The sequence below is a fragment of the Aerococcaceae bacterium DSM 111021 genome, from assembly GCA_020112395.1.
In the GTDB taxonomy this organism is placed as follows: domain Bacteria; phylum Bacillota; class Bacilli; order Lactobacillales; family Aerococcaceae; genus Ruoffia.
This window is the reverse complement of the sequence record JACCEK010000002.1, coordinates 552126-566881: the sequence shown is the minus strand read 5'-3', so window position 1 is coordinate 566881 and position 14756 is coordinate 552126. Positions and strand designations below refer to the sequence as shown.

Here is a 14756-nt window from a genome sequence, read left to right as displayed (position 1 = left end):
ATAGAGATATCCTGCAGGTTCAAAGAGTCATCATTACCGCTAGTGGTTTTAGCTTACAATTAAAAATAGGGTAGGATTCTGTAAAAGCGAAGAAGATACTCACATTTTTTGTGACAGTGGCGAATTGAGTGTAGTTCTGTATATAAATACGATCGTAATTTATACAGGAGTTTCCGAGTTGTCTATCTATTTAATCTGTAGCTCACTGGAATAAGCGGTTAAATCTCGCTTTTAAACAGCGATTTACGTCGTTCTAATCTTGTGTATTTCGGGGATTATGAGATTAATTTGTGAAAATTGTAGGCATTTTAATATGATTAATCGTAAGCACTATTTTTTGTGTATAAAAAAGGTATAATAGTAAATAAGGACAATTTATTGTAAAGAAGGAGGATTATGATGCGTATATTAGTAGCAGACGATGATCGCGAAATCGTAGACCTTTTGAATATTTATTTAAAAAATGAAGGTTATGAAGTAGTTAAAGCCTTTAATGGCGAAGAAGCATTAAATCACTTACAAAAGGATCAAAGTTTTGATTTAGTTATTTTGGATGTGATGATGCCCATTGTAACAGGGTTAGAAGTTGTAGAAGTCATGCGTGATAAGGATATGAGCATTCCAGTGATTATGGTGAGTGCAAAATCAGCAGATCATGAAAAAATTGAAGGTTTATTTGCTGGAGCAGATGATTATGTCACTAAGCCGTTTAATCCCTTAGAGGTTATGGCGCGTGTGAAGTCAATTTTACGTCGTCAGCACAGTTATTCAGGGATGGACGCTTCGAATGATACGATTGAAGTGGGTCCATTAATTATACGTCGAGATTCTCATGAAGTGAGAACTGAGAGTGGGACAGAGATTCAATTAACTGCTCTTGAGTTCGGTATATTATATTTATTATCAAGTAATCCAAATCGTGTATTTAGTGCTGATGAGATATTTGAAGAAGTTTGGAATCAAGAAAGTGTTGTGAGTGCAAAAACAGTCATGGTTCATGTGAGTCATTTACGTGATAAGATTGCTCAGGCAACAGGAGGAGAGAAAGTAGTCCAAACCGTATGGGGAGTAGGATATAAGGTTGAAAGATGATATAAATCCAATATTATCAACTCAATTGAGTCGCTCGCAACAAATCGATTTAATTCGTTATGCATCGAGTATTTTATCAATAGTATTCTTTGTCTACTTAGGAATTATCCTAGGATTTGGTGTCGTGATTAATACACGTATGGAATTCTTGCGTGGGGGAAACTTATTTCAATTTTTCCAACTATGGAATATTCCATATAACCAAATTATCACCATTATTACCTTGAGTATTGGTGGGATAATTACTTACCGACGTGTAATAAGACAACGTAATATGATGAAGTTAGCTCGTGCTTTAGAACATTTGAATTATATTTCTGAAAACAGTAAATACGATTACCGAATAGAGAGTGCGGATATCGGGGAATTGACCGGTATTATTGATAGTATTAACCGACTTGTTGAAAGTACTGAACATTCACTTGTAGAAGAACGTCGTGCTGAAGAAACGAAAGACGAGTTGATAGCGAATGTCAGTCATGATATTCGAACGCCATTAACATCTACGATTGGATATTTGGATGCAGTGATTCACCACCAGTATCAATCTGAGGAAGAGAAAGATAACTATATAGCCATTGCGTACGACAAAGCGAAACTGATGCGTACGTTAGTGAATGACTTGTTCTTGTATATTGAATCAGGACAGGCAACTTATACGATTGAAACTCAATCGATTCCAATTAAATTTTTCTTTGAGCAATTAGCTGCTGAGTTTGAGCTGATTGGGAATGAACAAAATGTAGACATCGTTGTGGAGGTGTACCCTGAGGATTTGTTTGTCCAGATTGATGTGGACAAAATGGCACGTGTATTTAGTAATCTTATCTCTAATGCATTCAAATATGGTTTTGGTAATGTGATTCGCCTTCGCGCTTATACATCAACGGATGAAGCGAGTGTTTTTTTAGAAACGCGTAATAATGGTGAGATTTTAGAAGAGTCGGAGTATAAAAGCATTTTTGAACGAAGCTATCGGACTGAAAAGTCAAGAACATCAGAAATACCTGGGAGTGGTTTGGGTCTTTCGATTGTTAAAAACATCGTGGGTCTACACGGTGGAATAGTATTTGCGACAGTTGAAGAGAATGAAACGGTCTTTCGTATTAAGCTGAATAATAGAGAAGTTGGTGATGACTAATGACATTAAAATATATTTTAACAATCTTATTAGTCACAATGCTCGTGTTACCCCTACAAAGTGGTCGAGCACAATCGACTGTTCCTACAATTAATGCGACTTCAGCGATTTCAGTTGATAGTGAAAATGGACAAGTATTAATGAGCCAAAATGCAGATGAAGTTTTAGAAGTGGGATCAGTGAGTAAATTACTATCTGTCTATGTTGCTTTAAAGGCCATCGAACAAGATGATGAATGGACACGTGAATCAATTGTACCTGTTTCAGATGAAGCATATTATTTGAGTCAAAATTACGATATTGGTAATGTACCTCTAAGACAAGATAATAACTATACGGTCAATGAATTGGTTGAAGCGATTTCGATTAATTTGGCGAACGGTGCAACGCTTGCTTTAAGTGAGATGATTGGTGAAAGCGAAGCAAATTTTGTAAGGATGATGGAAGTACAATTAACTGAGTGGGGCATCGAGGAATTTAATCTCATAAACTCGACGGGATTAGCTGTTGATGGTGAGGCTGGTGAGACGAATGCTTTTTCTGCAGAAGCGGCAGCAATTATCGCATACCATCTCGTGAATGATTTTCCAGATTATTTAGAATATAGTGTTCAATCAAAAGCGGTCTTTAAACCAAATACGGACGATGCGATTGACATGAATAACTATAATCAGATGTTAAAAGGGAAGCCTTATGAGCGTGATGATGTATCTGGGCTGATGCCAGGTTCTTCTGATGCAGATGGAAGTAGCTTTGTCGGATATGCTCATCAAGATGAATTCGGTCTTATTACAGTTGTTTTAGGTGCCGAAGATGAAGATGCTCGTTATGAAGAGACTGAGGCCTTAATGGATTATAGTTTTAGAGCGTATATGAAAGAATTGGTCGTGAGTGAGGGGCAACCAACCACTCAAGTCAACACAATCAGAGTTGAAGGTAGTTCAGAAACAGAAGCAGAGTTAGCTTATGGAAAAGACATGTCCCTTGTTGTTCCAATTATTGATACAGCTCCTCGTCTTGAGTATGAATTTTCAATGAATGAGTCTTTGTTTGAAGGCAGAAGTTATCTAATTGCGCCAGTTGAACAAGGTGAAGTGATTGGGCAGATGGCTATCTACGGCGTAGGGACGGAATTTGTTTATTTACCTTCAACAAAAGGGAATTATGTTCCGGTTGTTCAAGCTGAACCGATTGAAGAGGCAGCTTGGTATGTGACTGGGTGGCGTTCTTTCTCTGATGGAATTGGTAATACATGGGAATCAACGAGACGATTTTTTGTTGAATTATTTAACTAGTTATTATAAAAGAAAGGATTGAATTATATGAGTCAATTTGATAAAGCGATATTTGCTGGAGGATGTTTCTGGTGCATGGTTCATCCTTTTGATGAGATGGATGGTGTTGAGGCTGTTATCTCAGGGTATACAGGTGGAGAAACCGAAAACCCAACGTATGAAGATGTAAAAACAGGTATGACGGGTCATACTGAAGCGGTTGAGATTACGTTTGATCCAGAAAAGATTTCTTACCAACAATTATTAGATATTTATTGGTCAAGCATGGATCCAACCGATGCGACGGGGCAATTTTTTGACCGCGGGACATCGTATCGTCCAGTTGTTTTTGTGAATTCAGATGAGCAACGTGAGTTAGCTGAATCGTCAAAAGAAACATTGGATAAGAGTGGTCGCTTTAATAAGCCGGTAGTCGTACCTATTGAAGATGCGAAGCCATTTTATGATGCGGAAGAACATCATCAAGACTTCTATAAAAAGAACCCTGAGCATTATAACCGTTATTCTACAGGCTCAGGTCGTGTAGCGTTTGTAGAAAATCACAAAGAATAAATTTATTTCAATAACTAGGGTTTCTGACATATAATATGTGTCAGAAACTCTTTTTTTTATGACGTAAGTTACGGGGATGCTATAATATTTATAGAGAGAATCCAAATAAATCATCAAAGGAAGAGGTTAATATGATAATTAGAGCATTAGAGAAGAATGACTTATCTTCGATTCATGTCATTAATAATGAGCGCGAGATGATGGCGTATTGGTTCGAGGAGCCATATGAGTCACTCGATGAATTAGAGCGGTTATATGATAAGCATCTTTTTGATTCCACTGAAAGACGGTTTGTGATTGAAGTAGATGGCGAATTTGTTGGCGTCGTGGAATTAATGGAGATTGATTATATTCATCGTAATTGTGAAATTCAGATTATCGTGATTAAACGATTCCGCGGACAAGGTTTGGCACAAAAAGCGTTACGTAAAGGAATAGAGTATGCCTTCTCGATTCTCAATATGCATAAAGTGTATTTAATTGTTGATGTGAATAATCATCCAGCTGTACATATCTACAAAAAATTAGGCTTCCAAATTGAAGGAACGATGAAGGATCATTTCTATACGAATGGGAGATACCGTGATGCTTACTTTATGGGAATATTAAAAAAAGAAGTTAAGTTTGATTATATAAAATAATAAAAAGCCACGACTGATTTTTTCAGTCGTGGCTATAATTATATCTTTATGTGTTTAATATAGTTCATGTATTTCATCAAAGTGATCACGATCTTGCTCGATTTGAGCTTTATTACCAATTACCGCAATCGTTCCTTTATTAAGGACTGTCTTGAATCCTTCACTTAAAGCGGTTAAATTCGCTTCAGTTGTTGCTAATACTTCTTCTTTCAGCTGAATGACATCAGCAGTTGTACGTCCTACTTGATGACGAGAGAAAGCACGTTTCCCTTTATGATAAGCTGACAATGGTTGGTCTAAATTACTTAGAGTACCAATGATTGATTTCAATAAGCTGGCTTCATCAAGTTCTAGCGTTTCGATGAACTCTGGAATGCCATGGTATGCATCAATGGTTTTTCGAATATTAGGGTCTCGGTATGAACTTAATTGGAAGTCACCATTTAAGTTGTGACGGAACATTGAACCATAAGCGCCACCTTTAACACGAATATTATTCCATAAGTAATCATAACGCAAGAATGTTGATAAAACGAGTGATGACCCACTGTAAGCCAATTCGCCAGTTGCATCAGAAGCAAATCCGACATAGTTTACATCTTGTGCTGTGACGAAGGCTTCATTCATTTTCTCACCTGCTTGATAAATAACAGGCTCGCCTAATGGCTCACTTGATAATGAATCAAAAGTTGTTGTTAACGCAGATGTTACTTCTTCTAATCGACTTGCTTCACCGATATAAAGTGCATTGATACGTTGCTTGTTCAATAAACGGTTCAGCATCGCTTCTAGCTTCTCGCTTAATTCAGTCACATCTTTTACTTTTAGTTTTTCTAATATCTCTTTTGTAAAGTTAAATTGGTCGATACCATTAATCATCTCACCTAATTTACTTACCGGTTTCACTTGGCTTAATGCACGTGCTGCAGCAAGAACGTGTGCGCCATGGTTAATATCATCTTCAAAGTCTGAAATATGACGTTGTGTAATATTCAGTAATTCAGTATTGTCTGTGAATTGTGTCGATGTCATAATCTCATGGATTAGATCAACTAACTTACTGAATGATTCTTCAAGTGCTTTTCCACGAAGTGTGAAGTAAGGCTTCAACTCACCCGTTACTGTTTCGAATACAATCACTCCACCGTTAATGCCACCGGTGTGTAAGTCGATTTGAGTTTGTAATTCTGCAACAGAATAATTCTCAGTAGGTAAATCCCCTAATAATTGACTCAAGTAGCTTAGTAATAAGTAATCATCTGCTTCAAAGTCAGATACATCAAAGTAGAAATCGAGATAATCAATGCCTGAAGTGAATTGATCAGCGTGATAGAGAGTTGTTCCTTCGAATAAAGAACTTTCCTCAAGTGGGTAATCTTCCGTTTCAGTTGATAAATCTGATTTGTCTAGCGTTGGGATAGTAGCTAAATCCTCTGGTTTATCAGGTGCTTCTTGGCGAGCGATTAATGATTGAGTTTGCTCAACTAAAGCGTCAATTTCTGTGTCAGAAAGGCTTGCTTTGTATTCTTGTAACTTCGCTAGCGTTTCTTTCTCGATAGCATCATTCTTACCGGGATCTGCTTTAAGTTTGATGTTAACACGCTTTGTATTGTTTAATAACTTATCTTGAATCAGTTGTTCAAAGTAACCTTCCTCAGATAGTTTCGCCAGTAAATCAAGCTTATCCGAGAATTCTAATGATTCAAAAGGTGATAAATCATATAACCATGTATTCAATGAACTGATGGCATATAGAACACCACGTGGGTTACTTTCAGAAATTACAGATTCTTTTAAACGGAATGTAATTTTGTTTAAAGCAGCTTTGATTAATTCTTTTGAAATGCCGTCTTCAACAAGTTGCGTTAAAGTTGTTTCAACGACTTCTTTGAAACGATCCATATTTGCTGTATCACTGTATTTTGCATCGATTGAGAAGACTGCAGGGAAACCAGCTTGGAAGAAGTCTCCATCAATGTCTCCGCCGATTTGGGCATCTAATAAAGCTTTCTTCAGTGGCGCTTGGTTGTTTCCAAATAAAATCTCAGCTAATACGCGAAGACCATGTTGTTCTAATGAATCCGACGCTGTTGCGGTATGCCAAGCGATGGCTAAGTAATCTTTATCTTTAGGGTCATCCCCATCTGTAATTGAATAAGTTAACTCAACATCTTGTTCTTCCGGTTGAGTGGCTTCAAACGTTAAATCAGTCGATGACTCATCTAATGTTCCTTTACCATCAAAGTAAGAAGCTAATAAATCAAATGCATGATCCGTATCTAAGTCTCCGTATAGAATCGTTAGAGAACTACTTGGATGATAATATTTTTTATGAAAATCAATAAAATCTTCTTGTGTTAGCGATGGGATGGCTGATGGTAAACCACCTGATTCGAATTCATAAGGCGTCCCTTTGTATAGATATTTTTGAATGGCTGTATACAATTGACTGTCTGGTGACGCAGTGGCCCCTTTCATCTCGTTGTATACAACACCTTTATATATCAAGTCATCTTCAGCATTTTCAAGATGATAATGCCAACCTTCTTGTTCAAGAATTTGAGAATTTGTATAGATAAGAGGTTGGAAAACCGCATCTAAATAAACGCTCATTAAGTTTGAGAAGTCTTTTTGATTGGTTGATGCAACAGGGTAAATCGTCTTGTCTGAGAATGTCATCGCATTGACAAACGTATTAAGAGACCCTTTGATTAATTCAACGAAAGGTTCTTTAGATGGGAATTTCTTTGACCCGTTTAAGACCGAGTGTTCTAAGATGTGAGCAATCCCATTATCATCGTAGGGTGGTGTTTTGAAAGCAATCGTAAATGCTTTGTTTGTATCATCATTATCTAAATGTAATACTTGAGCGCCAGTTTCCTCGTGCTCATATAACTTACCGACTGAGTGAATATCGTTTAATTGTTTGGTTTCGATTAATTTAAAAGTCATACAATCCTCCAGTTTGAAATTTACATACTATTAGCATATTTTATATTTAATTGTTAGGGAATACAAGGAAAGTAGCTTTATGACAACAGTAAAAGAGCGAACGGACTCATGAAGAATCTGTTCGCTTAAAATTTAAGTATAAGTTGGAGAGAGCAAACTATCTTGCTCCACCTCCTCCGCCCCCGCCGGCTCCACCACCGCCACCAGACGACGTAGAACCACCAGAACCGCCGCTACTATCTCCGATGACTGTTGAGTTGAATCCACCGCTTGAGAGCCCAGAGGACCAATTTTGGCGGAAATGCATCGTACTATGCCAGTAATGAGGTGTCGTGTATGTTGTTGTACCATCATACGCACCTTTCATCGGAAGAATACTTTCAAACTGTTGGGCTAACTTTGTTGCAGAACCACCAATAAGTGCCCAAATTAGAATAGGTGCCATATTGTTATCGTCCATATCTAATTTATCGATTTCAACTTTGTCGACGTAAGCAATATAATGACCTATCTGGTCAAAAAATTCATCGCCTTCAGGTGCTGCTTGTGCAATCACGACAGGACGATTCCAAACTTCTTTTGTGACAAAGTTTATATATCCTTGGTCAGATAAATATTTCATTGAACGTTCTTTGAGTAGTTTCTCAAACTCAGTCATCTCATCTGCATGTTTTTGCCCCCATGTTTGCATGACCACAGAATCAATCTCTCCATGATTGTCCGAAGCATCTAACAACATCAACCACATACCTTCTTCAATTGTTGAGTCTGTTGGTGGATTCGCAATCCATTGGTCAAAAGTCATAGGAGTTGTTTGGTGCTCAAAATCTTTAATGCGAATATAAGTGGTGTATTTTTCACTAAACGTCTTTTTAGTCGCAAAAGTTTCCATCTCAATGCGCTCCTCATCCAACCACTTGGTTAAGTAAGCAGCAAAATAGTCTTCAAAGTGACCTGCTTGAATTTCTTGAAGAAGGTAGGCTACATTCGCTATATCATCACCGTATTCAGGAATAACATCCGTTGGATGGTTTTGAAACTGCTTAATTCGTTGAGGCCCTGTGATCATCGCATTGTTTTCGCGTTTTACTTTACGAACTTTTTGGTAGTATGCTAAAACTGCAGTGGAGATACCCAAACCTGGAATTAGGGTAAGGCCAATAATAAGAAAAGGAATCCAATTATTCTCTGATGATGAAGATTCATTGTAAGATGAGCCTTCATTTGCCATATCACGTTGTTCCTCAAGTGTCATATCGATACTTGCTGTTGTATTAAATAAATTTTCGGGGAACTGTAGTAAGACAGTCACATTGTTTCCATCGTCTAGAGATTCTTCAGAGATCCAGACAATTTGATCACCATTCATCTGTATATCGCCATCGAAACCATATCCCCAAAAGTTTGTGTTCTCTTGAGATAAACCAATGGGAGAATCAACCGTTAATTCTAACTCGTCGGTGGGAATGCCTAAGAAAGTATCGAAGTTCCAGAGTAGTCCTTGCCCGTCATCTAAATTTCGAACAACATTCGATAGTGTATAAGTTAGACGATATGTCTTTTCTCCATGTTCGCCCATTCCCCAAACCAGTTCGACGTCATCACCGTCTCGAATCACACCGTAGTATCCCTCTTTTTCTTCTAAGGAATCATCTGAATCCCAGACAGGGTTGAATTGAAATCCTTCGACAGAGAAATTCGAAACCTCTAAATCTTGTAAATTATTCAACTCAATATAAAGCTCTGTTCCGTCATCCGCTGTCATGTTCCGCGTTTCTTCAATGATAGCGGAACCATCTTCTTGAAGTTCAACTGAAATATCAATGGAATGAATATTATTATCAGCGAACACTTTTTCCCCTTGCAAAGTGAGGGCACTTCCGAGTATAATACTAAGAGTAATAAAAATTCGTTTCATACTTAATCACTTCCTTTTGTTTGTATGATTATTTTACCACATATCAAAAGACCGTCATATCAATAACAAACAAGGTTAAAAAGTTTTTAAAAAAACTTTCATAAAAGTGTTGACAAAAGGTATGGAAATATCGTATTATATATAGGTCGTCAAAACGACTCGCTAGCTCAGTCGGTAGAGCAACTGACTTTTAATCAGTGGGTCGCAGGTTCGATTCCTGCGCGGGTCATACTAATCTTATTATTATAATGGTTAGTCAATATGTAACACGCCGGCTTAGCTCAGTTGGTAGAGCATCTGATTTGTAATCAGAGGGTCGAGGGTTCAACTCCTTTAGCCGGCATTACATACACTACATCCTTACTTCGGTAGGGATGTTTTTTTGTGGAGAATTTTAAAATATAATTTAGTTTTTAGTATTTAAAGATTGACCCACGGATTAAAAGTCGCCTTACCTTTATTATCAAATCTTGATGAACATCTAAAGAATGATAAACGCATTGCACTTGGAATCAACACACTCCAAAAAAAAAGTAGGACTGATTCGAGCATATGACTTAAGGCAAGTAGGATTTATTGTTAACCAATTGGCCAAAGAATGAAGCACAGATGTGAGCAAATATTCAGTACGCTCATTTGCACAGGCAATTGATAATTCAATATCTGACTCTAAAGATAAGGCTTTCGATAATGTGAAAAGAACTTTTTATGTTAGAATAAATTCAAATCTAATGATTGAGAGATAATAATATTCAAATAATGAGAAGGGGATTTTTTGAGACAAGAAAAAAACAAACGCTTAAAGATATTTCTTTTTGTTATCATCACTATCATAAGCTATAAGACTGTCGAAACAATTATGGATGGTATTTTCTTAGCCTTCTTTGGGCAAGACTTATCTGAAATGGTTGCGAATTTCATAAAGGATTTTTTGAACTAAAAAATTTATAAAAAACACAAGCGTAACTTTGGTTAGATAACCTCGTTATGCTTGTGTTTTTAAATACGACTATTTATATAGATAGCATTAAAAATTTCAATCCTCTTCAGTTAGATACTCATATAAATCCTGGTTATGAGGGAATTCTTTTCTATAAGAATCAATTAGCTGAGGGTTTTTACTCTTCATTAAAACTAATGATGCATCCCATGGGATAATCTCAGTATCACCTAAAGGATGTAATATATGTATATCTAGGTCCCACATTTCTTTGTTGCCATCTGAAAGAGGAAAAGGATGACTTGATATTTCCTCGTAGCTGATTCGTTTGTCAAAACTTGTAAATACACCCCATATGAAGAATAAGCCTGTTTCACTCAAGATTCTTTTTAATTCATATCCACTAAAGAAAGCATTTACCCCATTATATGGTATAGCACCAAATTCTTCGCCAGTATGTATATAATCACTAATTAGCCAATTTTTTTCGAGTTCTTCCTCCGGAAGAAGATTAAAAATTTCTGACATTTTTGGTAAACCATCATGCTTCGAGTGATTTATTATTAATCCTTTCATTATCTTGTTCCTTTCTGATAATACCAATATCCTATTACTACCTCTTACTACCTCGAAACAAGCCGTCTCTATCTTATCGAAGCAAGGATAATAGTATCATTCGAGTTTATTAATGATAAATCACAAATTAATCGTCAAAGGTTTGTAGTGTTTCGTAGTAAACTTGAAGTACGCTTTTTGAATATACACGCTTATGGTTAAGTTTTTTTGAAACATTCTAAATTATTTAATCGTCACTATCATATTCTTCTTCCATATCATCTTCACTCTCAATATATGGAGAAGTTCGATTTTCAATAAATAAACCATGTTTTTCTGGAATTGATTTAGCTTCGACCAACTTTTCGATCACACCGATATACATATAGTAGTCATAACCAAAGTGAATTTCTAATCTTTCACTAACGAGTTTTGCCCAAAAAGCTCCTCTAAGAAGCAAACGTAAAATCTCATCGAATAAACCAAATTCTATTTCTTTGTCATTTTTTAAATCTATATCTGGATGCATCCCAAAAAAATTACCCAGTTCTTCATCATTGTGTCTCTCTACCATTTTTAATTGAAGAGTCTTAACATTTAAAATTCTTGCTGTATCTAAAGCAACATTTACATAAGCAGACTCAGTTTCAATATATTTTTCCATTGTTAATAACTCACCAGAGTTACTGTGTCCAACGTCACTAAAATCTAACCAATCGTCCTTTAAATAATAACCCTCTTCATTTCGATATATTGGATTATATTTTGATACTCTAAAGTATATCATTTTAATCTCCTATTCTTTCCTTTAAATCTTTTGAGTAAGTCCCTTTTCTTCTATCCCTATTCTGCAGATCATTAATTTTATCAGCACCTTTCCAGTAACCTCCGCTATGAATATCTTTATCAGGTGAAATATATTTTGGTTTCCCTTTTTTGTTCTCGTACACAGGGTTTCCATGAGATATCTCTTTTGTTTTTCTATAGCCTAATTCCTTCGCAATTTTTGTCGCTTCTGGATTTGAAATGACAGATCCGATGATTACTTGCCCAGGATGGATTGTATAATTTTCAATACCATTCCATAGTATAACTTCACTCATGGTTACAGCAAACATTTCTGCTAGTCCCCAGACAGAATCACCTGCTTTAACAGTATAACTTTCAAACACTCTTCTGTTGACTAACGGCGTATCAGGTATTATTAAAGTCTGTCCTACAAGAATCAAGTTATTTTTAATATCATTAGCTGCGATTAATTCAGACATTGTTACACCAAAAAAGTTAGCAATTCGATAAACTGTATCATGTGCTCTTGTCACGTATTTAGTAGAAGTGACAATTTGTTCTATTTGGCGAATTGATGGCTTTGAAACAGTTAATATATCACCAGGATGAATCGTATTATTAATAATATTGTTCCATTCAATTAATTCATCCATTGAAATGTCATTATCAAAAGCTATTCTCCAAATTGAATCATTTGATTTAACTACATATTTATCAGCAACATCTGATAAATTTATAGGTGTGGTCATAGGTTCTCTAACAGTTAAAATATCACCAGGATGAATTGTATTATTAGTTATATTATTCCATTTGACTAAGTCATCCATCGTGATACCAAAGTTATGTGCTATTCTCCAAATTGAATCATTTAACTTTACTGTATAAGTTGAATTAGAATGATTGTTACTGATTCCATTTTCAGTTGTCTTAACTACAAGTGGTTGCCCTGGAAAAATATAAGAAGTTGTTAGATTGTTCCATTCTTGTAATTTTTCGAGGGTTGTCGCATATTTTAAAGCAAGACTATATAGAGTGTCACCGGTTGCTACTGTATGAATTGTCTGACAATTAATGTTTCCCCAGGGTGAATAAAATTATTTATAATATTATTCCAATTAATGAGGTCATCCGTTGAAATACCATATTTGTTAGCAATCCCATAGACTGAATCACCACTTTGAACAGAGTGAACAGCAGTAGGAATTCGCACAACAACATTTTCAGTCGCATTAATTGGGGTATAATAACTCGTCCCTCCGCCAGTGTTCGTTGCAGTATGTTGTATTCTCCCTTTTTCTAGCATTCTTTTTTCTGCAAGTTTGTTAGCAATATCTTGAGCGATAGAGACAGCTTGACTTACAATTTGAGTTCGAGATCGACTTTGTTGTTCTTGTCTTGCTTGTGCTATAACATTTTTTTGTGCTTGTCTTAGAAAAGACAAAGCATGAGCAGTAAGAGATGGAACTTTATTAATTACTGTTCTAATTGTGTTATTCTTAGCTTGTTTACTGGAATATGCCTGTGCTTGATAAGAATTAGATAGAGTTACTCGTTTCTGAGCTGTTTGTTTGGCTGTAAGAGCATGACCAACTCTATTGCCTAAATAGTACGCACCAGCTGCACTAAGTCCAGTTAATATAGCCTTTCCTGCCGTAGCAAGACCACTCCATATCACTGGAGCTGCGATTGCAAATCTAAAAGGAGAATTATGTGAAATATTCCCATTCGTATATTTATTATAAAGTTTCGATAATTCTATTACTAACTCTTCATCGGTTTCAACATTGAATAATTTTTCAAGATCTTCATCACTGCTATTTAAAATGATCGCATCTAATAATTCAAAGTCTTCAAAGTTTTGATTCACTGCATCAAATATTTCAACTAGTAACGCTTGGAGTTTTTCAGGTGAAGATTCATTTTTCAATACTTCTGCTTGTTTCGGTGAAATTATACTCGAATATATTTTAAATCAACGAAATTAGAAATAGTCTTAGTAATACTTTAAATATTGTAGTCCAATTCACTAGTATAAGTAACATGAATTTTATTTTTCAAGGAGATAATAGCTAGTGCTTTATCCTTGCGATAAATAATTAACATATTTTCATCTCGTCTTAAGCTTGAAACATTATTCATCGTGCTCGATAACAAGATATAATCTTTTTCAGATACTTTAATATCAACTGTATTTTTTAAGATATCGAATTGAAAGTATATAGTTATTTCATCGATAGTTCTTGAATAATGAACAATATGGTGAGATTCGTTTTTCTGAATCGTCTCTTCTTCCATCCAAAATAATTCCAACATATCGTATGAGTCATACTTTATGGGATAATTTACTTCTTTCACTAATGTATTATGATACGTCCTTACTGAAAAAAGCTCATCAAATATTAATTCCATTCTTAAATTGTCACTTGTATTGTTTGAAAATTGAAGAAACTTTAAGGAATTGTTTTCCTTTTTTATTTCTTTAATTCTAGAAAAACTCAAATATAGAAATTCTGATTTATTTTTATTGCGATATATTTTTATATAATCTTCAAAAATATCAATAAATAATAACATGCTTAGTGAATCTTTTGTCAAAAAATAATTTGTTTGAACAGGTATACCTGTTTCACCGTTTGAAAGCTTATGAATAAAATCATCAAAAAAAGTGAGTATTTCATCATGTTTTAATAAAACCATTTCAAATTCTCCTTTAAAAAATCTAGATTATATATTCAGTTAATGACTTAACTAAAAAAAACATAAAAATTATTTCAAGCTGGTAGTAAAATTTTAATCTAATCAATGTTTATTTAAATCCGTGTTATTTATAGTGGGAAGGATTACCTATTTTAATATTTCCAACCCACCAGCCGATTCAATT

At 35.3% G+C, this 14756-nt stretch carries 12 protein-coding genes, 2 tRNA genes and 2 pseudogenes; 8 read left to right on the top strand and 8 right to left on the bottom strand.

All coding sequences use genetic code 11. From position 1 onward, the window contains the following. Positions 1-399 precede the first annotated feature (399 nt). From HYQ40_08935 to HYQ40_08915, 5 genes are all read left to right on the top strand, one after another. The gene (locus tag HYQ40_08935; GenBank protein ID MBZ6527901.1) at positions 400-1092 is read left to right on the top strand and encodes a response regulator transcription factor; all 693 of its coding nucleotides are present in this window, start codon (positions 400-402) and stop codon (positions 1090-1092) included. After that, entirely contained in the window at positions 1082-2233 is a 1152-nt protein-coding gene (locus tag HYQ40_08930; GenBank protein MBZ6527900.1) for a two-component sensor histidine kinase, read from the top strand. Before HYQ40_08935 ends, HYQ40_08930 begins: the two co-directional genes overlap by 11 nt. Next, positions 2233-3528, top strand: coding sequence for a D-alanyl-D-alanine carboxypeptidase (locus HYQ40_08925; protein MBZ6527899.1), 1296 nt, complete (start codon positions 2233-2235; stop codon positions 3526-3528). Before HYQ40_08930 ends, HYQ40_08925 begins: the two co-directional genes overlap by 1 nt. A gap of 27 nt (positions 3529-3555) precedes the next feature. Further along, complete coding sequence (gene msrA / locus HYQ40_08920; protein MBZ6527898.1) at positions 3556-4080, top strand: peptide-methionine (S)-S-oxide reductase MsrA; 525 nt, start codon at positions 3556-3558, stop codon at positions 4078-4080. Positions 4081-4211: 131 nt separating this feature from the next. Beyond that, positions 4212-4721 carry a GNAT family N-acetyltransferase gene (locus HYQ40_08915; protein MBZ6527897.1) on the top strand — a complete coding sequence of 170 codons (510 nt, stop codon included), beginning with the start codon at positions 4212-4214 and terminating at the stop codon, positions 4719-4721. A 54-nt stretch (positions 4722-4775) separates the two neighbouring features. On the opposite strand, the gene HYQ40_08910 is transcribed toward HYQ40_08915, so the two are convergent. Continuing rightward, on the bottom strand, positions 4776-7673 hold the full coding sequence (locus tag HYQ40_08910) for an insulinase family protein (GenBank protein MBZ6527896.1): 2898 nt from the start codon (positions 7671-7673) through the stop codon (positions 4776-4778). A gap of 157 nt (positions 7674-7830) precedes the next feature. After that, entirely contained in the window at positions 7831-9591 is a 1761-nt protein-coding gene (locus HYQ40_08905) for a DUF2207 domain-containing protein (GenBank protein ID MBZ6527895.1), read from the bottom strand. Between the two features lie 156 nt (positions 9592-9747). Here HYQ40_08905 and HYQ40_08900 point away from each other — a divergent pair. From HYQ40_08900 to HYQ40_08890, 3 genes are all read left to right on the top strand, one after another. Further along, positions 9748-9820, top strand: a tRNA-Lys gene (locus HYQ40_08900). Positions 9821-9861: 41 nt separating this feature from the next. Next, a tRNA-Thr gene (locus tag HYQ40_08895) sits at positions 9862-9934 on the top strand. A gap of 432 nt (positions 9935-10366) precedes the next feature. Next, positions 10367-10531: a hypothetical protein gene (locus tag HYQ40_08890; GenBank protein ID MBZ6527894.1), complete on the top strand. Its 165-nt coding sequence runs from the start codon at positions 10367-10369 to the stop codon at positions 10529-10531. Between the two features lie 96 nt (positions 10532-10627). On the opposite strand, the gene HYQ40_08885 is transcribed toward HYQ40_08890, so the two are convergent. The 6 genes and pseudogenes from HYQ40_08885 to HYQ40_08860 form a co-directional block, all read right to left on the bottom strand. Next, a complete protein-coding gene (locus tag HYQ40_08885) occupies positions 10628-11107 on the bottom strand; it encodes a hypothetical protein (protein MBZ6527893.1) in 480 nt (159 codons plus the stop codon). 226 nt (positions 11108-11333) lie between these two features. Beyond that, positions 11334-11873, bottom strand: coding sequence for a hypothetical protein (locus HYQ40_08880; protein ID MBZ6527892.1), 540 nt, complete (start codon positions 11871-11873; stop codon positions 11334-11336). 760 nt (positions 11874-12633) lie between these two features. After that, positions 12634-12831 (bottom strand): annotated as a pseudogene (locus HYQ40_08875) (LysM peptidoglycan-binding domain-containing protein). Next, a pseudogene (locus HYQ40_08870) lies at positions 12805-12948 on the bottom strand (LysM peptidoglycan-binding domain-containing protein). The pseudogenes HYQ40_08875 and HYQ40_08870 overlap by 27 nt, the downstream one beginning before the upstream one ends. Then, the gene (locus HYQ40_08865; GenBank protein MBZ6527891.1) at positions 12921-13178 is read right to left on the bottom strand and encodes a LysM peptidoglycan-binding domain-containing protein; all 258 of its coding nucleotides are present in this window, start codon (positions 13176-13178) and stop codon (positions 12921-12923) included. Before HYQ40_08865 ends, HYQ40_08870 begins: the two are co-directional and overlap by 28 nt. Positions 13179-13879: 701 nt before the next feature. Continuing rightward, a complete protein-coding gene (locus tag HYQ40_08860; GenBank protein ID MBZ6527890.1) occupies positions 13880-14572 on the bottom strand; it encodes a hypothetical protein in 693 nt (230 codons plus the stop codon). Positions 14573-14756 lie beyond the last annotated feature (184 nt).